General features: G+C 64.2%; 20 protein-coding genes. 11 read left to right on the forward strand and 9 right to left on the reverse strand.

Annotation, left to right across the window (positions count from 1 at the left end; genetic code table 11):
- The first annotated feature begins 251 nt into the window (after positions 1-251).
- Positions 252-2,291 carry a ParB/RepB/Spo0J family partition protein gene (locus IWC96_RS05030; RefSeq protein WP_196838468.1) on the forward strand — a complete coding sequence of 680 codons (2,040 nt, stop codon included), beginning with the start codon at positions 252-254 and terminating at the stop codon, positions 2,289-2,291.
- Between the two features lie 75 nt (positions 2,292-2,366).
- On the opposite strand, the gene IWC96_RS05035 is transcribed toward IWC96_RS05030, so the two are convergent.
- From IWC96_RS05035 to IWC96_RS05045, 3 genes are all read right to left on the reverse strand, one after another.
- Entirely contained in the window at positions 2,367-4,304 is a 1,938-nt protein-coding gene (locus tag IWC96_RS05035) for a hypothetical protein (protein ID WP_196838469.1), read from the reverse strand.
- 132 nt (positions 4,305-4,436) lie between these two features.
- Positions 4,437-5,144, reverse strand: coding sequence for a hypothetical protein (locus IWC96_RS05040; protein ID WP_196838470.1), 708 nt, complete (start codon positions 5,142-5,144; stop codon positions 4,437-4,439).
- Positions 5,145-5,263: 119 nt separating this feature from the next.
- A complete protein-coding gene (locus IWC96_RS05045; RefSeq protein ID WP_196838471.1) occupies positions 5,264-6,196 on the reverse strand; it encodes a HEPN domain-containing protein in 933 nt (310 codons plus the stop codon).
- A 591-nt stretch (positions 6,197-6,787) separates the two neighbouring features.
- Between IWC96_RS05045 and IWC96_RS05050 the strand changes: the two genes are divergently transcribed.
- From IWC96_RS05050 to IWC96_RS05075, 6 genes are all read left to right on the forward strand, one after another.
- A complete protein-coding gene (locus tag IWC96_RS05050) occupies positions 6,788-7,081 on the forward strand; it encodes a DUF736 domain-containing protein (RefSeq protein ID WP_196838472.1) in 294 nt (97 codons plus the stop codon).
- 68 nt (positions 7,082-7,149) lie between these two features.
- On the forward strand, positions 7,150-8,025 hold the full coding sequence (locus tag IWC96_RS05055; RefSeq protein WP_196838473.1) for an ArdC family protein: 876 nt from the start codon (positions 7,150-7,152) through the stop codon (positions 8,023-8,025).
- Positions 8,026-8,286: 261 nt separating this feature from the next.
- Positions 8,287-8,808 carry a MobC family plasmid mobilization relaxosome protein gene (locus tag IWC96_RS05060; protein WP_196838474.1) on the forward strand — a complete coding sequence of 174 codons (522 nt, stop codon included), beginning with the start codon at positions 8,287-8,289 and terminating at the stop codon, positions 8,806-8,808.
- A complete protein-coding gene (locus tag IWC96_RS05065) occupies positions 8,805-9,803 on the forward strand; it encodes a hypothetical protein (protein WP_231378897.1) in 999 nt (332 codons plus the stop codon). Before IWC96_RS05060 ends, IWC96_RS05065 begins: the two co-directional genes overlap by 4 nt.
- A 216-nt stretch (positions 9,804-10,019) precedes the next feature.
- The gene (locus tag IWC96_RS05070; protein WP_196838476.1) at positions 10,020-12,287 is read left to right on the forward strand and encodes an AAA family ATPase; all 2,268 of its coding nucleotides are present in this window, start codon (positions 10,020-10,022) and stop codon (positions 12,285-12,287) included.
- On the forward strand, positions 12,284-14,563 hold the full coding sequence (locus IWC96_RS05075; protein ID WP_196838477.1) for a restriction endonuclease: 2,280 nt from the start codon (positions 12,284-12,286) through the stop codon (positions 14,561-14,563). The genes IWC96_RS05070 and IWC96_RS05075 overlap by 4 nt, the downstream gene beginning before the upstream one ends.
- A 224-nt stretch (positions 14,564-14,787) precedes the next feature.
- Here the strand turns inward: IWC96_RS05075 and IWC96_RS05080 are convergent, their stop codons facing one another.
- Positions 14,788-16,608: a hypothetical protein gene (locus tag IWC96_RS05080; RefSeq protein ID WP_196838478.1), complete on the reverse strand. Its 1,821-nt coding sequence runs from the start codon at positions 16,606-16,608 to the stop codon at positions 14,788-14,790.
- A gap of 133 nt (positions 16,609-16,741) precedes the next feature.
- On the opposite strand from IWC96_RS05080, the gene IWC96_RS05085 reads away from it, so the two are divergent.
- The gene (locus IWC96_RS05085) at positions 16,742-17,227 is read left to right on the forward strand and encodes a dual specificity protein phosphatase family protein (protein WP_196838479.1); all 486 of its coding nucleotides are present in this window, start codon (positions 16,742-16,744) and stop codon (positions 17,225-17,227) included.
- 524 nt (positions 17,228-17,751) lie between these two features.
- Here the strand turns inward: IWC96_RS05085 and IWC96_RS05090 are convergent.
- From IWC96_RS05090 to IWC96_RS05100, 3 genes are read right to left on the reverse strand one after another with little or no spacing between them, the layout of a single operon-like run.
- A complete protein-coding gene (locus tag IWC96_RS05090; protein WP_196838480.1) occupies positions 17,752-18,405 on the reverse strand; it encodes an SOS response-associated peptidase in 654 nt (217 codons plus the stop codon).
- Positions 18,405-18,620: a hypothetical protein gene (locus IWC96_RS05095; RefSeq protein ID WP_196838481.1), complete on the reverse strand. Its 216-nt coding sequence runs from the start codon at positions 18,618-18,620 to the stop codon at positions 18,405-18,407. Before IWC96_RS05095 ends, IWC96_RS05090 begins: the two co-directional genes overlap by 1 nt.
- Positions 18,617-18,799, reverse strand: coding sequence for a hypothetical protein (locus IWC96_RS05100; RefSeq protein WP_196838482.1), 183 nt, complete (start codon positions 18,797-18,799; stop codon positions 18,617-18,619). The genes IWC96_RS05095 and IWC96_RS05100 overlap by 4 nt, the downstream gene beginning before the upstream one ends.
- A 94-nt stretch (positions 18,800-18,893) precedes the next feature.
- On the opposite strand from IWC96_RS05100, the gene IWC96_RS05105 reads away from it, so the two are divergent.
- On the forward strand, positions 18,894-19,067 hold the full coding sequence (locus IWC96_RS05105) for a hypothetical protein (RefSeq protein ID WP_196838483.1): 174 nt from the start codon (positions 18,894-18,896) through the stop codon (positions 19,065-19,067).
- A gap of 22 nt (positions 19,068-19,089) precedes the next feature.
- Here IWC96_RS05105 and IWC96_RS05110 read toward each other — a convergent pair whose 3' ends face one another.
- Positions 19,090-19,461, reverse strand: a complete 372-nt coding sequence (locus IWC96_RS05110) for a hypothetical protein (protein ID WP_196838484.1) — start codon at positions 19,459-19,461, stop codon at positions 19,090-19,092.
- Positions 19,458-19,661 (reverse strand): hypothetical protein, encoded by a 204-nt coding sequence (locus IWC96_RS05115; RefSeq protein WP_196838485.1) that lies wholly within the window; start codon positions 19,659-19,661, stop codon positions 19,458-19,460. Before IWC96_RS05115 ends, IWC96_RS05110 begins: the two co-directional genes overlap by 4 nt.
- Before the next feature lie 384 nt (positions 19,662-20,045).
- Here IWC96_RS05115 and IWC96_RS05120 point away from each other — a divergent pair, with 384 nt between their 5' ends.
- Both IWC96_RS05120 and IWC96_RS05125 read left to right on the forward strand, forming a co-directional pair.
- Entirely contained in the window at positions 20,046-20,375 is a 330-nt protein-coding gene (locus IWC96_RS05120) for an XRE family transcriptional regulator (protein WP_196838486.1), read from the forward strand.
- Complete coding sequence (locus tag IWC96_RS05125) at positions 20,372-21,619, forward strand: type II toxin-antitoxin system HipA family toxin (protein ID WP_196838487.1); 1,248 nt, start codon at positions 20,372-20,374, stop codon at positions 21,617-21,619. Before IWC96_RS05120 ends, IWC96_RS05125 begins: the two co-directional genes overlap by 4 nt.
- Positions 21,620-21,626: the final 7 nt, after the last annotated feature.

Here is a 21,626-nt window from a genome sequence, read left to right on the forward strand (position 1 = left end):
GCACGCCGCCGCAGGGCTAAGGGCTCCGCCCTCGCGCGGGCCAGGGTGCGCGGCTGCGCCGCCGGACCGGCCGGTCTCCCCGACCTTCCGCGCCGGCGAGGGCGGCGATGGTGCTCATGGGGCCGAGCCTTGTGCAGGCCGGGCGATCCCCCTCCGGCCGGTCCGCCCTGGCCCTTGCTACCCCGGTCTCGCCGACGGGCAGGGTTTCAGGCGCGCCTTGCGCCTGCAAACCCTGACCCGAGGAGGCAGACATGACCGCTCTATCCACCCCATCCCGTTCGCCAGCGGCGGCTGGCGCCGCCGCTGCGGGATCCGTGGCGGATTCCGTGCATGGCGCGGAGATCACCGTGCCGCTGAACGGGCTGAAGGCATCGCCCCGCAATGCCCGCAAGGTGAAGCATTCGGCGGCGGCGCTGGAGGCGCTGGCCGCGTCCATCAAGGCCAAGGGAATGTTGCAGCCGCCCGTGGTGGAGATCGAGCGGGACGGGGAGGGCGTTCCGACCGGGAGCTATCTGGTCACCATCGGCGAGGGGCGGCGGCAGGCGCTGCGCATGCTGGTCAAGCGCAAGGCGATCAAGCGGACCCATCCGGTGCGGGTGATCGTGGATGCCGACAATGACGCCCACGAAATCAGCCTCGATGAAAACATAACCCGCGAGGCCATGCATCCCGCCGACCAGTTCGAGGCCTTCAAGCGCCTCGCCGACGAGAAGGGCTACGGCGCCGAGGAGATCGCGGCGCGGTTCGGGGTGTCGGCCCACGTGGTGCGCCAGCGTCTCAGGTTGGGGGCGGCGGCGCCCGAGTTGATGACGGCCTACCGCGAGGGGACGCTGGCGCTGGACCAGCTGACCGCCTTCTGTGTCAGCGAGGATCAGGACCGGCAGCGGCAGGTGCTGGCGCAGGTGGGGCCCCACACCCCCGCCTACGCCATCCGCCGGGCCATGACCGAGGCCAAGGTGTCGGCGGGGGACCGGCGGGCCGTGTTCATCGGCGTGGAAGCCTATGAGGCGGCGGGCGGATTGATCCTGCGCGATCTGTTCACCGAGGACGGGGGCGGCTGGCTGGAGGACCCGGCCCTGCTGGACCGGCTGGTGAGCGAGAAGCTGGCCGCGCTGGCCGAGGACGCGCGCGCCCGCGAGGGCTGGAAATGGGCCGAGGCCGGATCGGACTACGCCGAGGTGGCCGCCCTCGCGCGGGTCTATCCGGTGGAGACGGTGCGCTCCGAGGCCGAGGCCGCCGAGATCGCGGCCCTGTCCGAGGAATACGACCGGCTCGTCTCTGACACCGACGCGGCGGAAGCCCTGCCGCCCGAGGTGGACGCCCGCCTTGAGGAAATCGACAAGGCCTTGCAGGCTTTCGGTCCCGCTTACGACTACGCGCCCGAGGCGAAGCAGCGGGCCGGGGTGATGGTCCTGCTGGGCCATGACGGAGAGGCCCGTTTCGAGCGGGGTCTGGTCCGGGCCGAGGATGCGGTCGCCCCGGAACCGCCGCCCTGGGCTGAGGACGACGCAGGCGCGGACGAAGATGCGGCGCCGCCTTCGGCGGACGCTGACCCCGAGACCGGGGCGGAAGACGGGCCCGCGCCCCTGTCGGACCGGCTGGTCATGGACCTGACGGCGCACCGGACCATGGGCCTGCGCGACGCGGTGCAGGCCGACTCCGTCGTCGCGCTGGCGGTGATGGTCCACGCCCTCGCCCTGCAGGTCTTCTATCCGGGCTATGGCCAGTGGACGCGCCTGCAACTGCGTCTGACCGTGACCGAACTGGAGCGGCTGGCGCCCGGCGTCAGCGACGGTCCGGCCGGACGCCGCGTAACCGACCGGCTGGAACGGTGGGGCGTCCGGCTTCCGGAGAAGCCGGAGGACCTGTGGGCCGCGCTGGCGCTCATGGGCGGGACCGACCTGCTGGACCTGCTGGCGGTCTGCACGGGCGTGGGTCTCTACGCCGTGCGCGACCCCCACGACCGCAGGCCCGGCGCCTTGGCCCAGGCCGAGGTTCTGGCCACGGCGACCGGGCTGGACATGAGCGGGACGTGGTCCGCCACGGCCAGGGGGTATTTCTCGCGGGTGTCCAAGTCCCGGATACTGGAGGCGGTGACCGAGGCGGTCGGCGCCGAGGAAGCCGGACGCATCGCCGGGCTGAAGAAGGGCGACATGGCCGCAGCGGCGGAGGCGCTGGTGGAGGGGAGAGGCTGGCTGCCGTCGGTGCTGCGGACGGCGGCGGCTGAGCCCTCCGGGGCGGAAGACGCCGCCGTCCCAGATGATGACGCCTATCCATTCGCCGCCGAGTAGCGGCCGGACGACTCGATGATGCATATCTGGCCGCGCGCCCTTTTGGGACGCGCGGCCTTTCTTTCGTGCAGCGCCTCAGCGCCATTTGGCGGCGGTCGGCAGCAAACTCAGGCAAAGCTTCAATTTGCGCGGCTCGTCACAGTAGGCGAGAGGCGAGGCTCCGAGCTCGGGGTGCATGGCTCGCAGAAACAACTCGGCACGCGACGGGTCATAGACGGCGAGGGCCGCCTCCCGCAGCTCCGCTTGAAGGGCCTCACGATTCGCCTTCTCCCGTCGCGCCGCTGCCGCCGCCGCCGCGACCGGCGCCAAGGCTTCGAGCGCCTGTTTGAGTCCCCCCTGACTCTCCCGGGCGCGCTTTTCCCAGCTCGTCCCGCCCGATCCCGCCGACGCCAGCCACGCATCCGCTTGGTCGAACAGACCAAGATTCGCGCTTTGTCGCAGATGCTGCACCCGCGACTCGGCCGCATGCCGTTCCGCCTCCGCGAGAAGCCGGGCTTCCTCGGCGGCGACGACGTCCGCTTGACGCACGGCATCGGCTCGATGTGTCTCGAACGGCAGGCCCATCAGCTCGTCGCACGGCGCGCCGCCACCCAACATCAACCCCACGACCGACAGGCGTTCGCGCAGACTGCGCCAATCCTCGCCGCCATCCTCGGCGACTTCAGCGATGGAGCGCCCGTCGAGGTCCGGTGGCGCGGCCCGCCATCGTGCCAATGAGAACGCCGGTCCTTCTGGATCGACGCCAGAACTGTCGAACAGGCCTTTGAGGAGCCGGTCCGCGTCCTCGCTGCGCGCCTTGCGCTCGCGGGCGATCCTGGCGTTGCTGACTCTTTCTTGGGCCAAAGCGACCGCCCGCTCCGGCCAAGCCGGATCGAGCCAATGGTCGCCCTTGCGATAGTAGAGGACGCCGTCCGAGATCAGCAGCTCGAGGAACATCTCCAGGGTGCGAAAGGGCGGGGTGAAATCCGGCACGGCCCTGACCATCGCCGAAACCGCCACTGGTTTCCTTCCGCCATAGCGGAACTCCGGGGCGAGGCAATTCTGGACATAGCCTTCCAGCCGCTCGACCGTGACCTGCCCGCAGGCGCCATAGGGCGGCGCCTCGGTGATGAGGCGCATGAGGGCGGCGGCCTTCCACAGTGCGCCGGGGACGATGAACCCGTCGTCCGGCCGCAGGCCCGTGGCTAGGCGGCCGAGCCCCAGTTCCACCAACTCTGCCCGAAGGGCTTTCAGGGTGTCCGGCCGACGAACCGGCTCGGCACGAAGGCGCCGGACAGCTTTCTCGGCCGCAGCCCGTTGGACGGCGGCTTTCCGCGCAGCCTCCGCGGCGATTTCGCGTCTCAGGTCCACGATCGCGGTCTCGACCGCAGGATTGTAAAGCCAGGATCGCTTCGCGCCGTCCAGGAGCGCTTGACGAACCTCATCCTCGTCCGCGCTGTTCCGGAGTGGATAGAGATCGACCTCGATGGCCGATATGTCGCCCGCGCGAAGCTTGGCGATCTTCTCGCGGTCGCAGGCATGGGTCACCCGGATTTCGACGATCAGCCGCCGGCCATCCCGGGCGATCAGCACCACGTCCGGCGTTATGCCCCCAAGACGTTGCTCAAGGGTCGCCTCCACGAAGTGGAAGTCGCGGCCCGGCTTCACCATCCTGGCGCGTTCGCCGATCACCGCCTTGACGTCCGGCAACCGGATATGGAGAGCGTCCTTCAGGATGCGCTTTGCCCAGACATGGGCATTGGTCTCCAATCCTTTGCCACAGCCGTCGCCGTTGGCGCCCGCGTGCGCGAAATGATGGATGAGAACGTCGCCTTGACGCGCCACCAGCGCTTCCCCGCAGGCGGGACAGGTGCAGTCGCATGCGGCGCCACGCCGAACGGCATCGATCGGAACGATATCGCCGGAGGGCAGGCGGCCGTAATGGAGCTCCTTCCTGAAGCCCAGAAACGGTCGATGATCTCGACGTCGCGCCATGCGGAAAAAGGACTGCTGTTCGCTCGAATGTTCAAGCAAGCCACTGGGTTCATGCGACCGGAATTGACGTCAGGCGCCCAGCCATGGCCATGCAGATTTCGGGTGGAAGGAGAATCTCCAAAGGTGCTTCCCGGCGCCTTGAAGTCGGAAAGCAGCTCGCCAGCAACCGGTCTAGGCGGAAGCGGCCACGCAGGCGTTCACCCCTGTTGTGGACCCGGCCAGCGCGGCAAGCATCGTGTCCCGCTGTGCGGCCGGAAAATCGCCTCCGCTCCCGACGAAGGGAGCCTCGGTGGCTGTCGCCTCCTGGACGGTCAGGGTCTGCTGTCCGCTCGCGGCCCGGTAGCGGAGGTAGGCTGCGAGAAATCCTGTGGCGGACGCGCGCATGAGCCCGTCGTGAGCCGCCACAAGCTCCCGATCATTCACCCATGAGTCCCTGTCATAGGCTTCAAGGCGATAGGCGGGAGCCAGATGCTGGGTGATGCAGTTGGTTTTAAGAAGGGCGTCGAGCCAAGCCTGCTCGCCACCGGAGTTGCTCACCCGATCCGCGCCGGACACGAAGTTGCCAAGCAGGGAGGAGACCAAGGCGTTGTCTGGGTGGGCGTCCAGTCCCAGCGCGCCGAGCGTATAGGTGTTGATGACGAGCAACGCCATGTTGGTGTTTCTGCGGGAGCGCCTCGATCGATCCGCGCCTTCGAGATAGTGCCGAGTCAATTCCTGGCCCACCGAAGCGGCCTCGTCGGCGCTGGTGACCCGGCGCGTCAGAGTCTGATAAAGCTGCGTGACCTCATCGGCGTTCTGTTGACTCGATTTCGGGACGGTCCCGCAAGCGCCCAGGCCAATGACGGCAAGCGCCGTCAAAGCTGCGAACAGCAGTTTCATCTTGTTCCCTCCAGCCAAGTTGGAGGATCGTTGTTTTTCGTAACCTGTCAACTAGGAATGGTTGTGCGCTTCAGAAAGCTCAACCCTGTCTCGCTTGACTGTCGCAGCAGATGAAAGGGTCAGGCCCCTTGTTCAGCGGCCGCTCTCAGCGCATTGAGGCGCCGTTCCGAGGCTACGTTCACGACCTCGCGCAGGACCTCGATGCGCTCCGTGAGGTACGCCAGTTCTTCCTCGGTGATGCGGTAACGGCGTGAGTAGCGGGCTTTGACGTAGGCGGCGCGGAGGAGCTCGAAGCAGCGCTTCTGGAACTTGGTCTCGTGGGGCCAGACGTCGCGGAGGCTCGGTTCGAGCGGCTCCGTCATGTTGCGGAGGCGGATGAGGTTGTGACTCTTCGGTGAGTAGAGCGTCAGAACCTGCAATAGGCCCTGATAAATCGTCTCCGTAGCTTGATGCAGATTGAACGCGGCATTCTTTCTCCATTCCTCGTCACGCAAACCCTCTTGGGCAGAAATCTGCGCGAGTTTGAGGAAGCGCGCCGTTGCTGCCTGCCACTCTTCGAAGTGGTCGAGCGCCTCTTCCAATGCGGTTGCCGGAGGCAGCGGCTGCGGCTCGGAGAAGGCGACGCCGGGCGTATCTTTCAGGATCACGCCGTCGCGGGCGATGTCGATGAAGAAGCCGCGTCCGTGTTCCAGCTTCCAGTTCACGTCGTCCAAGCTATGGACGATCAGGCTGACCGGGGTGCGCATGGCTCCCGCCGAGAGTTCGGCCAGAAGGCGCTTCTCCACGTCCTCCCAGAACTCGAAGTCGGTCAGGTCCTCGTGGTCCACGACCACCAGCAGGTCGAAATCCGAGAAGTAGCGTCCGACCGGATCGTGGACCCAGTCGCCGCGTGCATAGCTGCCGAACAGGACGATCCTGAGGATGCGGCCGTTCTTCAGCCGGTCGGCCCGGCGCGTGGAAATGGCCTTGGTGAAGCCGTCCTGGATGATCTCGACGGCGGCGTCGAGTTCACGCTGTTTGGCGAGCGGCAATTTCCTCAGCGGACGTTTCATGCCGAGAGTCTCCGCAATGTGGGGCTGACACGCAAGAGTCGAAATGCCCCGATCAGCGCACGCATCTAGGCTGCCCCGCCCATAATCGGTACGCTAGCATTTGCGGGCGCCGGTTCCATAGGGCGTCGTCTGTTCGCCGTAGGGCCGGTTCGCCGGAAAACCGTCGCGGCGCCGCCTGAAACTTCCGGGCCTCGACACAGAGGTTCCAACGCCCGCACCTTTTCCCTTTCCGACTGCTGGGCTTCGGCCGCTAGGCCATTCCGCGCTGGGGTGGGCCGTGATCGTTGGCATGGTGCGCTTGTGTGGGTGGTGCTCCGGCGGCGTGTGGGGCTCTCCCATGTTTGGCGCGCCGACAGCGCGGCCTCTCGAAAGGGCGGATCTGACCGAAAGCCGGTCGGCTGGCGCAACCGCGCGCTTGCGTTTCTTCCCCGGCCTGACGGCCTCCTCGCGCGACAAGAAACACTCGCTTCCGGTCCTCCGCTTCGCTGCGGGGGTTCGCTTGCGCTCGCCCTGCGCGCCGATCGGCCCCCGGTCTCCCGATCGCCATCGAGGCCGCGACTGGCGTGGCCCGACAGCAAAGGAGAGACTGACATGGCCGCCATTGGAAACTTCACCGCCCAGGGCGACGGCTACACCGGGTCGATCAAGACCCTGACCCTCAACGTCAAGAGCGCGACCCTGCGCCCGAACGAGAAGTCGGACGACAAGGCGCCGGACTACCGCATCTTCGCGGGTCAGACCGAGTTTGGCGCCGCCTGGAAGCGGACGAGCCAGCAGAACCGGGACTACCTGTCGGTCAAGCTGGACGACCCCAGCTTCCCGGCGCCGATCTACGCCACCCTGGTCGAGGTCGATGGCGGGCACAGCCTGATCTGGTCCCGCTGATCCGGAGGCGGCGGCGCTTCGGCGCCGCCGCCCTTTCATCCGAACAATTCATTCTTGAGGAGGCCGCCATGACGCGCCCCGCCGATCCCGCTCGTCCGGACATCTATAGCCGGATCACCAACCAGATCATCGACCAGCTGGAGGCCGGCGTCCGGCCGTGGACCCAGCCCTGGACCGGAGGCAACCCTGTCACCCGTCCGCTCCGTCACGACGGCACGCCCTATAGCGGCATCAACATCCTGCTGCTGTGGTCGGAGGCCTTCAGCCGAGGGTTCGTCTCCCCGACCTGGATGACCTTCCGCCAGGCGCTGGCGTTGGGCGCTCATGTCCGCAAGGGCGAGAAGGGCTCCACCGTGGTCTACGCCAACCAGATCGTGCGCACCGAGACCGACGATGCCGGCGAAGAGGTCGAACAGCGCATTCCGTTCCTGAAGGCCTACACCGTCTTCAACGTCGAACAGATCGACGACCTGCCTGACGCCTACCGTCCGACGCCGCCGGAGCCCGTGAATCCTGACGCGCGGTTGGCAGCGGTCGAACGCTTCTTCGGCCGGCTGGGCGCCGACATCCGCCACGGCGGATCGGCCGCCTTCTATGTCCCGGCGTCGGACCATGTGCAGATGCCGCCGTTCGAGACCTTCCGCGACGCGGGCGCCTACTACGCCACGCTCGGCCATGAGTGCGTGCACTGGACCGGCCATGGATCCCGGCTGGCGCGCGACTTCAGCCGCTCGACGCAAGCCTACGCGCGCGAGGAGTTGGTCGCCGAACTGGGCGCCGCCTTCCTCTGCGCCGACCTCGGGCTCGAACTGGAGCCGCGCGAGGATCACGCTGCCTATCTCGGCCACTGGCTCGAGGTGTTGAAGGCCGACAAGCGGTTTCTGTTCTCGGCGGCGGCGCATGCGCAGAAGGCGGTCGTCTGGCTGCATGAAGCGCATCCGTGATAGGCTAGCGTCTTCGCTTTGAGCCTGAGCCGCGTCCTGACCGGGCGCGGCTTTTTGTTTGTTCGGATGGGCGGTGGCGGGGGATGAGATGAGGGAGCTCGCCGCCCTCGGTTGGGGCGCCCTTCAGGGTGGCGGGCGAGCGGCCGATTACGGCCGCCGAGGGGAGGGCGGGGAACCTCCGTAGGCCTGCGGGGCGAGGCGGTTCGCGGTCTAGGGCAGGATAGGCTTTGCGCCGGCAACGTCTGACAGACCCGCTCCCCGATGGACCGCTTCACCCTTCGCCTCCCGCCCGACCTGGCCTGCCGTTTCGACGCGGCGGCGACTGCGCGCGGCGGACGGTCCCACTACCTGCGGACGATCATGGAGGCGGCCGCGCAGGCACCCCTGCCGTCGCCCGAGCCGGGCTCCCTGGGCGCGAAGTCGACCAAGCTGACTCTTCGGCTGGGGGGCGAAGACATGGCGATGCTCGAGGCCGAGGCGGCCCGCGCTGGACTGATGCGAACCCAGTGGGCGGTCATGCTCATCCGTCGTCGACTCCATGGGCGGCTGCAGCTGACGCCGCCGGAAGCGCTGGCCCTGATCGGCGTCCGGCGCGAGCTTCATCGCATCGGCGTCAACATCAACCAGATCGCCCGGGCCTTGAACACGGCGGTCATGGAAGGCGCCGTTCTGGAGTTGGAGGTGGCCCAGCTCGCCGCCTTCGCTACTGAGATTCGATGCAACATAGACGGACTGGAGGATGCCTTCGTAGGCAACCTGGCCTATTGGTCGGTAGAGTCATGAGCGACTTCCGCCGCCCGCTCGGGTTCGAGGAGGCGCTGCGCCCGCCCATCAACGTGCGCCGAGCGCGCATCACCCAGCCGGTGCTGAGGCCGCCCGGGCGTCGTGGTGATGCGGCAGCCTACGCTCAGCTGGCGCGCATTATCCGCCGGACGCCAGAGGTGATGGTCAAGGTCACGGGAAGCACCCGCGATGGCGGCCACCTGATGCGGCATTTGGATTACATCGGGCGTAACGGCAAGCTGACCCTGGAGGGGCCCGATGGGGAGCGGCTTGCGGGACGAATGGAGATGAAGACGCTGGCGGCGGCTTGGGCGGCAGAGGCGGCGCTGGAGCCGGGCGCCCGGCGTGATCGTCCGCTGTCCCGGTCCATCGTCCTTAGCATGCCGAGGGGCACGGACGCGATGCGGCTGCACGATGCGGCGCGGGCATTCGCCGCAGAGGCGTTCGGGGAGCGCTTCCCATACGTATTCGCCCTGCATGATGAAGGCGGCCATCCCCACGTGCATCTGACGGTGAGGGCGCTGGGATCGGACGGCACTCGGCTCAATCCGAGAAAGGCGGACCTAGAGGCATGGCGCCAGCGTTTTGCCCAAGCGCTTCGTGATCGAGGCATTGAAGCGGAGGCCAGTCCTCGGCGGGCGCGCGGGATGGCAGGAAAGGCCGAGCGCACTCCACTTCGGAAGATGCGGGAACGTCTTCTGGAAAAGGCCGGACACGCACATCGCGCCTTGATCGATGTTAATCGGGCTGACGGCTCAGCAAAGCAGGCCGAGCCACCTTGGGAGCGCGAGCGCCGGGAGAGGCAGGTGCGCATACGCCGGTCGTTAGCGGCTGAAGCAATCGCTCTCTCGCGGTCCGCTCGGCCGGAGGACCGGGCGTTGGGTGCCGCATTGATGGAATACATGCGCCGTTTGCCCAAGCTGGATCTTCAGCGGAACGCCTTGGTCCGGCAGGGCAACGGGCGGCAGTCGGCAGACGATGGGAGGGACCGGTGAATGTCGCTGCGGGGCTCATAGCGGCGGTTCGGAATGTCTGCCTGGCGCCAGTTCGCTCCCGCAATGCCTTATCTCGGCGCCAGGATCTAAGTTGACCCTGAAGGTGAACCATTTGGATCGCCTATAGATTGTGTTTCCTCTTCCAACCGCAGTAGGTATCGTCAAGCTAGGGCGGGCGGCCATACAGAAAACAAGTTGCCCCAAGGAGCGGCAACGATGTTGGAGCAAATCAAAATCGCTGGGGTGGCGAGCTATTCCGCCGAGGGCCAGACCCTCACCGGATTGCGCCCGCTCAACTTCATCTTCGGCACGAACGGGTCGGGCAAAACGACGATCTCTCGCGTTATTGCCGATCCATCAGCCCGACCCAGTTGCTCTCTCACATGGGCTGCTGGCCGAGAACTTGAATGCCTCGTTTACAACAGCGATTTCGCGTCCGCCAACTTCGCTCACCAGATGCGCGGCATCTTCACCCTTGGGCAAACCGAGGGGGACACTCTCGCGAAGATCGAAGCAGCGTCAAAAAAAGTCCGCGCTCTTCTCGCTGACATCAGCGGCCTGGAAAATACGCTCGGCCCCGAGGATCACTCATCGGGTAAACGCGAAGAGCTCCGCACACTTCGGACAGGTTTTGAGGCGATCGCTTGGGCGATTAAAACCACCCACGATCCTGTTTTCCAAGAAGCCTTCACAGGCTTCCGAAACTCGCGCTCCAGCTTCTGCGACAAGATTCTTCTGGAATGGGCTGGCAACACGTCAGCCATCGTCCCGCTGGAGGAGCTCCAGAAGAGGGCCGGCACAGTTTTCTCAGCGGGACTAGACCGCGCAGGAGCGCTACCGCCTTTCGACGCCGCCGATCTCGTAGCCCTCGAACTAGAGCCCGTCCTCGCCAAAAAGGTCGTTGGCAAAGAGGACATCGACATCGCTGCGTTGATGCGCAGACTTGGGAACAGCGACTGGGTTCGACAGGGCATGGCGTATGCCGAACAAGCTGGGTCGGCCTGCCCCTATTGCCAGCAGGACGTACCCTCCGATCTCAAACGCAAGCTCGACGAATATTTCGATGAGACATACCTCAACGATCTAGCCTCGGTTGATCGGACGCAGGACGCCTACCTCGCAACATCGACCTTGCTGCTGGAGCGTCTTGAAGAGACCGCAGCGTCGGGAAACCAGTTCCTGGATGCCGAGGCATTCCGCGCCGACGTTGATCGTTTCAGGAGCAAGGTTCAAACTAACCTTCGCCAACTGGAGCGGAAGCGTAAAGAAGCCAGCTCCCAAATCACCCTTGAAGGCCTCGCCGAAATTGCTGCCTCGCTCGCGTCCAGAATCGCGGCGGTAAATGACGAAGTCGCGGCTCACAATGCGTTGGTCGACAACCTTGCGAATGAACGCGCCAGCCTGATCTCTCAGGTTTGGAAATGCTTGGTCGAAAGTTCTCGCGCCAGCTTCGTCGACTACGACACCCGCAAGACCGCGCTAGACAGAGCCGTTGCTGGATTGACCGCAGGGCTCGCCGCAAAAAGGGCTTCCCTCGCCCAGGCACGTGCAGAACTCTCCGAACTTGAGAAGGGGGTGACGAGCGTTGAGCCAACCGTCACCGAAATCAATTCAATCCTGACCTCTTTCGGGTTTACCGGTTTCAGACTGGCGACCGCCGGAGACCACCAGAACCTATATGAGATCATTCGAGGCGATGGCAGCGAAGCGGCCACGACACTCAGCGAAGGCGAGCGGAGCTTCATCACCTTCCTGTATTTCTACCACCTCATAAAAGGCAGCATGACCACCAGCGGGATCAACGCTGATCGGGTCATAGTTTTTGACGATCCGGTGTCGAGTTTAGACAGCGACGTCCTGTTCATCGTCAGTGCTCTCATTCGAAAAATCGTTGACGGAGCCTGCGCCGGAACCGGACATATCAAGCAGGTCTTTCTTCTCACTCACAATATCTATTTCCACAAAGAGGTTTCGTTCGACCAGAAACGTGGCAAAGAATGTCGAGCTCACGAAACATTCTGGATTGTCCGAAAGACGGACAACGTTACCAGAGTGGTGAGCTACAACCACAATCCGATCAGCACGTCCTACGAACTACTTTGGAGCGAGGTGAGATCACCCGAGCGTTCAAAGACGACAATTCAGAATACGCTTCGACGCATCATCGAAAACTATTTCAAGATTTTGGGAAATATCGACAAGGACACAATCGTTGCTCAGTTTGAGGGTAGAGACCAACTCATCTGTGGCGCTTTGTTCTCTTGGGTCAACGACGGTTCTCATAGCTTCAACGATGACCTCTACGTTTCCACCGACGACGCGGTGATTGAACGCTACCTCGACGTCTTCAGGCGAATTTTCGAAGTGTCCCAACACACGGCCCACTACGAAATGATGATGGGGCCGGAAGCCATCGCTGCATTGGCGCAAGCGCCCCAGCCCCAGCATCAGCCCCAAGCGGCGGCGGCTGAGGGTGCCGCATGACCTATGACTTCAAAAATCTTTCGGCCCCAGACTTCGAAGACCTTGTCCGCGATCTGATCGGCAAGGAGCTCAGCGTTCGCTTCGAAGCCTTTTGCGTAGGTCCAGACGGCGGAATCGATGGTCGCCATGCTAACGCCCAAGGCAACATCATTCTACAAGCGAAGCACTACGAAGGGTCGCCCTACAGCAAGCTGAAGAGCGCCATGAAGCGCGAACGCAAATCGATCGATACGCTTGCACCCGATCGATACGTCTTGGCGACTTCCTGCAAGCTTTCTCCCCCGAGCAAAGCAGAACTCGCCACGATCATCGGCCCTAGCCTTCTGTCTCAGTCCGATATTTTCGGACCCGAAGATTTGAACGGCCTGCTGAGAAGATATCCCGACATCCTGAAATCGCACATCAAGTTGTGGCTTTCAGGAACCGGCGTTCTTGATCGCATGTTGAGGTCGGCGGCGCATGCCTACGCCGCGATCACCCGCGAAGACATCGAGCAAAAAGTCAGAGTCTACGCCCCCAACCCGAGCTTCGACCAATCACTCACAAAGCTTGAGAAGCATCACGTCCTGATTATCTCGGGGCCGCCAGGCGTTGGCAAAACCACCCTCGCGGAGATGCTGTCGTACGCCTACCTCAGCGAAGACTGGGAGTTGGTCCCGATCCGCAGCCTCGACGACGGCTTTGCCGCCATCAACGACACGAAGCAGCAGATTTTTCTCTTCGATGACTTCCTTGGCAGGGTCGCCCTCGACAAGCAGGCGCTCTCCCACAAGGACTCCGATCTTGCCCGCTTCATGAGCCGCGTCCGGCGGTCCAAAAATGCGAGGTTCATCCTCACGACGAGAGGCTACATTTTCGAAGAGGCCCGAAGGGTTTCAGAGCATCTTGGAGATGATCGCCTTGATGTCACAAAGTACGTGCTGGACGTCGGAATCTACACCCGTCGCATCAAAGCTCGCATCCTCTACAATCACCTAGACGTCTCCGAAACGCCGAAGACGCACATTCGGGCTCTTGTTGAAAGCAGCAGCCTCGCAACCATCATAGACCACAAGAACTACAATCCTCGCGTCATCGAGGCCATGACGGATGCATTCCGCGTCAGCGAAATAGGCGCATCGGAATATCCAGATGTCTTCCTTCAAGCGTTGGAAGACCCCACCCAAATCTGGGACACGGCGTTCAGGACGCACATCGACAATCGATGCCGCAACTTACTTTTTGCGATGTTTTTCGCCTCTGAGTATGCCGTGTCGATTGGCGAACTCCGCGCTCAATACGATGCTCTTCATTCGTTGATGAGCAGCGCCTACTCTACCCCTTACGGCCCGAAGGATTTTGAAGACGCGCTCCGCATCCTCGAAGGCAGCTTCGTCACGATCTCGGGACAGATGGTGTCCTACGTGAACCCGTCGCTCAGAGACTACCTCTCCAAATATCTCTCTGATGCTGACCTGCTCGTCAGGCTCGCTCCAAGCGCAACTTCGATCGATTGGATTCGGTCGTTGTGGTCTCACGCAGAGGAGAAATTTCTATTCGACCAAAGCGATCAGAAGAAGATCGCTGTCGCCTGCGTCGGTTTGATCGACATGGTTGAGACACGCCCACATTGGAAGGCCAAACCGAACGACCCGCGGACGCTGCAATACCACGACGCGCCCCATTCAAGTCGGCTGACACTTTTGATGGCCTGGTGGCAGGCGACCGACGATGTTCGCTTCGCGGATGCAATCATGAACCTAGCCGCATCGCCGGGCAGCTTTGGTGCTTGGTCCGATGGATCAACACTCGTCGGCCTATTCGCGCGCCTCAAAGATCGTGGCTATGGCCGGCAGTTCGTTTACGAGGAGGAGTTCCTAGCGGCGGTCGAACGGGCTGTAATCCATTCGATCCGATACACCTCTAGCGACATGCTCGCGAACTTCATTGAGGCCATCGACGAAGCTGGTCCCGGAGTCCCGCAGTCCATCTCAGCGGCGCTCGAGGAGGCAGCCCTCGCTGAGTTTGAAGACAACTACAGCCGTGTCAGCGACGAGGACAGCGAGTCATCTCTCACTGATCGCATCGATGCCCTGAAGAAGCTCGCGCCTCGCTACAGCATCCCGGATGACGTGCTTGGCAGCGCTATATCGACGGTCGAAGACAGGATTGCCGAGCTTTCGGATCAGACCTCCTCAGGAGCCTCTACGCCTAGCTTCACCCCTCGAAGAACACTGACAGAAAAATTCGACAACAACGATTTGAACAATCTGTTCGCACCGCTGCTAGAGGACTGACCCTGGCTTGCACGGGCAGAAAACTATTGACCCATATCGTATAGCAGGGAGCACTATGCGAGACGCGAATGTCCGCTCTCGGTCGAGAAGTCGATGACCGCTCCTGGCGCATTTGCGCCCTAGCTCACGGCTGCGCGGGGCGCTGCCTTGACTGAAGCATACGCGCTTGATGCCTGCATCACAGCCACCTCGTTGGACTCTCTTGGGGCTGCCAGCCCCAAGAGCTACTCCTGACACACCACCCGCCCATACGCGCCCACTTCGCTGCAAGCCGACACGAAGGTCATCAGCAGCCAGTAGAGCTGGACGAAATGAGGTGACGGGGCGTGACCGGCCTTAATGTCGTTCAAGGCGTCGCTGACGCTCTGCTTGCTCAGCGAGGAGGTTACGACATAGGCGCGGCGCATCATGTCCGGAGTCGAGCGCACTGCGCTGATCGTGTCCGGGACCGTCGCGATGTCACCGCGGACGACGCGATGGATGGCCGACGTCACCCTGTCCTTGGTGTAGACGCCCGCCCAAGAGGCGACCTTGCGCCCCATCTCACTGTCTGGCAGCGCCATGTTGCCCAAGTTCTTGAGCGCCTGGCTGACCGCCTCATGAAAAGGCGACGCGCCGAGCGACAGCCCCTTATGCTTGGCATGGTAGAAGGTGACCGTCGGCGGTGTGGCCAGGGTGTTCAACCCGATAAAATCCGCCCACTCGTCGCCGAGATCATCGCACAGCAGCACGTCGTCATGACGAGCGATCTGATTGACCACCACCCCAAACACCGAATTCTGATCGAATACCGTCTGAACCGGCGTCAATCCGCCTTTTTCGCTGACCGCGTCCGCCAGAGAGCGCTCCGTGAGAAGGTATCTCAACAGGTCTTCGCCCCCCGCCGCCAAAACATCGTCGCGGTACAGGTTGCCGTCGATATAGGCCAAGGCCAGGTCCTCGAAGAGGACGATGAAGCGGCTTTCGCGGTTGATGTACGACCGCAGGGACTGCCCCTCCGGATCCTTGCCAAGACCGGCAGTCTTGCGTTCGACGATCAGGCTTTCGGCGGCCGCCAGATCAAGACTGCGCAGGCTGATGCGCCCCTTGTTGATCTTGAGCTTGCCGAGCGTTCGACGGCGGCCCTCGGTGGGCTCCAGGCGAAGCTCCTTCCTGACTGTGCGGACCGCCAAACTCGCGCCGAGCGACTCGAGGACGCCCGCCGCCTCTCCATGGGATAAAGCAACCGGCTGCCCCCCATCCTCCCTCACGAGCCGCAGCGGGCCGTGCTCATCCAGAAGCTCCTCGGCCAACAACGCCGTGTTGACCGAAAAGAAGGTGGGCTGCAGGCGGCCTCCGTAGGTCGCCAGGCTGACCGACCGCGCGAATGTCCGCAAAAATGCAGCGACCGGAGCGTTTTGATTTCTGAGTTCATCGATCATGCCCACACACCAGGGCACGAGCTCTTCGTGCCCTGCCGTGTCTGATCGCTGCGAGATGCGTCCCGTGCTGGGCGTCGTCGTATAGTGCCTGTCATCGCGGCGCAGGGTATAGCCCTGAGGCGCGAACCGACTGCTGCCGGCGGGTCCCACGACGTTTCGCAGGTCTTCAGATTCCAGCATCTTTGACCGCAGGACGTGCTTCGACGGGCTGAGGTTGCGCAGGCGCATCTTCTCAAAAATGGCGTCGCTATGGGCAAGCGCCGCCTCGACCCGCTCGGCGTCGATCCGGTCCAGATGCCTGGACTTGAAGGCCGTCGTCAGATCGAGGCCGGACTTGAGGACGGCGACCTTACCCTCATGTTCCACAAGCATGAGAAAACCGTAGACTCGCTCCTTCAGCCGCGGGGGAGGATCGAGAAAGCCGGGGTTCCGATGATGGGCGAAACAGATGGCCGACCATCGGGCGCCGTTGAGGGCCTCCCGATCATGGCGAAAGAAGTTCTGCGTGGGCTCAATCGCCTGCCGCCTCAGATCGCGAAATAGCTCATCGATGGCCTTGTCGGTAATGCGCTCAGCCACGTCATAGAAATAGGCCGCCTTTGACGCATGCAAGTTCTGGATCATCGCCCACCCCCGTAGAGGCTAACCATCCGCCTCTTAGGGAATTAGATCAATCTTTCCGTGTTAATTGCTACCGGACATCCCGTGTTGGCTGTAAGCCTGCGAATCCGACCGCTTGGTCACAGAGGGGGCTAGAATGATCGAGGTGTTCCCGAACCTTTATGTCGGCTCCGAGCACGACGAGCGCCAAACCCGGGGCGCCCCGGGCTGGTTCATCATCCATGCCTGCAAGGAGCCTTACCATCGCCAAGCGCTCGGCTATTCGGGTAGGGCTGCATCCAAGGATCATCCGGAATATCTGATTGCGCATCGACCTGGCCGGTTGATCCTGAACTTGGTCGATGTCGACAACGTCAACTACATCGGCGCCGAACTCGTGGATGCCGCCTTGGCCGCCATTCACGAAAGGATCGGCTTGGACAAGGTGCTCGTGCACTGCAATCAAGGCGCCTCCAGGTCGCCCACGATCGCATTTCTCTACATGGTCAAGCACACGGACTCCTTCCGCGGCCTGACGCTCGAAGCAGCGCTCGCCGCATTCAAGGGCCTATACCCTCACTACAGCCCCGCTCGCGGCATGGCGGACTATGTCCGGATCAACTGGGCGCGCTACGCGCTTTAGGACCTGATCCCATCCACGCGAATGATCGGTCTGGCAGAATTCCGATTGGCGGCTCGTAACGCTGCCCAGTTGGGCGCCGGACAACGAGGCCGCCTGCAAGGGCGTGGGTCGACCGAGCTGAACGGCGAGGATGAGAACGCGTCCTGATTCCGCGCATCCCTTAGGCCTTCCCGAGTGTCCGCGCATCCCAGGGCGGGACATGTTAGTTCGCCGCCGCCGAGAACACACTTCTAACCTTCCTCAGGCCCCTCGCGGCTTGCCATGGGTTGGCCCCAAAATCCTCGCATTCCCTCCGTCTCTCGACACCTCGCACCGACTCTACGACCAAAAACGACGCGTCCGTCCGTCAGGCTCGGTCTTGCCCCGGACCGAGGTGGGATCATCTATGCGTCGCTTGCGGACGCTCGGGGTACGCGCGAACCGGGCACCGGAAGGCCGAGCTGTGGTGGCAACAGCCCGCTGAGAGTTCGACTGCGAAACGAGCAGCATCGGAGCGGATGACGCCCGAGGTGGTGTGGAACCAGCTAGGACTGATCGGTTGGTTCAAACCGTCGAAGCGATCCGTCGGGCAGCGGTCGCTGCAGTTCTGCTGCGACCTCCCACGGCGCCGTCATCCAGAGCTCGAGCTCGGAGGATTCGGTCAGGATGACGGGCATGGCCTTGGGGTGGACGGCGGCGACCTCGGCATTGGGCTCGCAGGTCAGGAAGCCGAACAGGTCGGCGGACACCTCGCCCTCCTTCAGCTTGCGGACGCTGGTCCAGCGGGGCGTCCAGACGCCGGCGAAGAAGGCGAGGGGTTCCGGGTCATCGCCCGCCAGGCGGAACCATACCGGTTCGTATCTGCCCTCGGCGTTGCGGCCTGGCTCGCTGAAGGCCGTCAGGGGGACCAAGCAGCGGTTTGCGGCGCTCAGCCAGCGGCGCCAGTGGGGGGAGCGGGTGTTGCGGATGTTGGTGACGCCCCTGTCCGTCTTTTTGCCCTCCAGAGCGAAGGCGGGGGAGGGCATGCCCCAGCGGGCCCTGCTCAGGATGCGTTCGCCGTTGGCATCGGCGCGGACCACAGGTGCGGCGTCGTCGGGCCAGATGTCGCCCGGTGCCAGATTGCCTGCGTCGTTCCGCATGGCGCGGGCCAGATCGAGGATCGCGGCCGGACCCTTGCGGATTGAGTACAGATTGCACATCAGCGGTCGGCCGGCGTCCGTTCGGGGCGAAGCGCTCTCGACAGCCGGCGCACGCCCCAGAACAGGGCGAAACCCGAGGCGCTTCCAAGAATCCAGTACGGCGATCCCCGGAGCGCCTCCGGCAGAGCGTTCCGGACGTCATCGTTGATGATGAGGACCAGGGCGATGACGCCCGCGGTCGCCCAGCCCACAACGGATATGAGGCGGGGCCTCATGCGTTCGGCCGCTCGTTGCGCCGTGCGTGGAAGCGCCAGAATTCACCCTCAATGCGCGGCTCGTCGGCCACCAGCAGTTCTTCCTCGCCCAGAATGAATACGGACCCGCGGCGGATGTCCGGAAGGAGCGACCGATGGACGGTCATGGGCGTGAGCGGCGGCGGATCCAGCGGCGACATGGGCCGAGGTTAGCGCGAAGCCGGTTCATCGGGGAGTCCGGGGGAACAAGCGCCCCTTTCCCCCGGTTGGCCGGAGCAACCATTGGAGAGTGCCATGACCGACCAAGCGAATGAACAAAACAACGACCAGGGCCAGCCTGTAGACGGGGATACGCCCGAACTGACCCCCAACGAGAACCAGCCGGGCCAGGAGCGCGGCGCGCCCGCCACGGGCGGCGAAGGATCGCAGGGCGCCGGCGGCCCCGCGGGGTTCGGCGCCGCAGACTGAGGACCGCGATCAGATGACTTGATCAGGCCCCGCCGGTTCGCACCGGCGGGGCCTTCTGCGTATGCGGAGATGTGTTCGGTTCGAGGTCTTCGGTTGCTAGGGGGCCAATGGGGCGCATGGGCCTGTGTTCGTGTCGCTCTCGGGCCTTCACCTCCGCCGGAACGCCATCCAGGGGCATCGCCGTCGATGGATAGGCCCAGGCCCATCCCGCGCCGCTCAGTTCAGCCCAGGCCGCCTTCACAGTGGCGGACGCCGCCATGAGCGGTAGCTGCTGAACGGAAGCGTGGTTCAGGGTGCTGTGCATGCGCTGCAGCCGCCTGTGAATCTCGACCAGCTCAGCCAGGTCCTCGATTGTGAGCGCCTGCTTTGTGGAGATGCCCTTGTGTCCGCTCATTCCGCCCTCAGCCGGGAGGCGCGCAGGGCGATGTTGGCCAGGGGCCGCTGTCCTTCGGTTCGGCGTATGCCCTCCAGAAAGCCGGGCGCCAGTCGCTGGGCTTCGGCTATGCCGACACACAGGCCGGCCCGGAAGTCCGCCCCAAGGTCGCCCTCGGCGGCCTCGGCCATGCGCCTGATGATTATGATGGTTTCGCTCACAGCGGACTCCCCAGGAAAGACCGCCGACCCGGGTGGATCGCTACGGCCTGGAGGGGCTCGGAGTCGAGTAAAAGTTCGCCGTTTGTTCCGGATTCATGTGGATGATTGAGCGCCAGGGCGGCGGAAGTCTCAGCCCCTTGGAGCCCGCCCTCCCGCAGCTTCAGCGTCGGCCTCACTGCAGAACCATCTCTCCAGGCAGCCTCGTTGATCCGCGTGGGGCGCTGAACCGGGCTTTCGTGCCTCTCGTGATCCCCGGCGAGCGCCGCTGCGCACAGGGCGTTAGCGACCACACACCGTGGCGCGCTTGATGGGTCGTCAATCTTTGGCTGACAGAATGTCAACTTCGTGTTACGTAAAGTCGCGTTTACGGAAAGAGATGTTTACATGCCGACGCCCCATCGCGCGCCTTTGGCGGTTCGCCGCAGCCTGAAAAAGCTCGGTCTCGACATCAAGGAGGCGCGGCTGCGTCGTGCCTTGCCCGCGAGCGTGGTGGCGGCGCGCGCCTTCACCAGCCGCCCGACCCTGCAGCGGATCGAGGCCGGCGATCCCGGCGTCGGCATCGGCATCTACGCCGCCGTCCTCCAGGCGTTGGGGCTTCTCGACGGTTTGAGCGATGTGGCCGACGCCCGCCGCGACGAGACGGGCCTGACCCTGGCGGCCGGAGCCCTGCCTCAGCGCGCACGCCTGCCGCGGAAGACAAGGTCGTCGTCATGACCGACGTGGAGGTCCACATCGACCTGGACGGCGAAGCCCTGCGGGTCGGCACATTGCGGCGGCGGCCTGGCCGGGGGCAGGAAACCGTCACCTTCGAGTATCACGACGCCTGGCTGGATCACGCGGCCCGGTTCTCGCTTGAGCCGGCCCTGCAACTGACCCGGGGCGCCTTCGTCCCCGCGAACGGGGCGCCGCTGTTCGGGGCCATCGGAGACTCCGCCCCGGACACCTGGGGCCGGCGTCTGATGCAGCGGGCCGAGCGCAAGGCGGCCGAACGGGAGAAGCGGCCGGTCCGCACCCTGCAGGACGTGGACTATCTGCTCGGCGTCTCCGACGTCTCGCGTCTGGGCGCCCTGCGTTTCCGCCTGGCCGGCGGCGACGTCTTCCTGAGCGAGCGCGGCCAGGGCGTGCCGGGCGCCCTGGAACTGGGCCGCCTGCTGCAGATCACCGAACGCATCGGCCGTGATGAGGAGACGGAGGAGGATCTGCAGATGATCTTCGCGCCGGGCTCCTCCCTCGGCGGAGCGCGGCCCAAGGCTTCGGTCATCGACCAGCACGGCCGGCTGTCGATCGCCAAATTTCCCAAGGAGACCGACGACTACAGTCTGGAGACCTGGGAGGCGGTCGCGCTCGATCTGGCGCAGCAGGCGGGCATCCGGACAGCCGAACACGATCTGGTGGTCGCGGCGGGCAAGCCGGTGCTGCTGTCCCATCGCTTCGATCGGGACGGCGCCCGGCGCATTCCCTTCCTGTCCGCCCTGTCCATGATGGGGCTCAGGGACGGTGAGCAGGCCAGCTATCCCGAGCTGATGGACGTGCTCGCCGGCGTGGGCGCCGATGTCGGCGCCGACGCCGCCGAACTTTACCGGCGCATGGTGTTCAATGTGCTGGTCTCCAATGTGGACGATCATCTGCGCAATCACGGCTTCCTCTGGTCTGGCAAGGCGGGTTGGCGGCTGTCGCCGGTCTATGATGTCAATCCGACTCCGACCGATGTACGGGCGCGGATCATGACCACCGGGATCGGTCCTGACGCCTTCGACTGCGACCTGGGTCTGGTGCTGGAGGTGGCCGGGTATTTCAACCTGCCGCCGGCGGATGCGCGGACGGCGGTCAAGGCCGTGGCCGAGGTGACCGCGACCTGGCGGGAGGCTGCGGGGCGGCGAGGCGCGCGGGCCGCGGAGATCAAGCGCATGCAGAGCGCCTTCGAACATGAGGATTTGACCAGGGCGCTGGCCCTCTAGGCTGCGC

The organism is Brevundimonas sp. BAL450 (genome assembly GCF_015767455.1).
GTDB lineage: Bacteria > Pseudomonadota > Alphaproteobacteria > Caulobacterales > Caulobacteraceae > Brevundimonas > Brevundimonas abyssalis.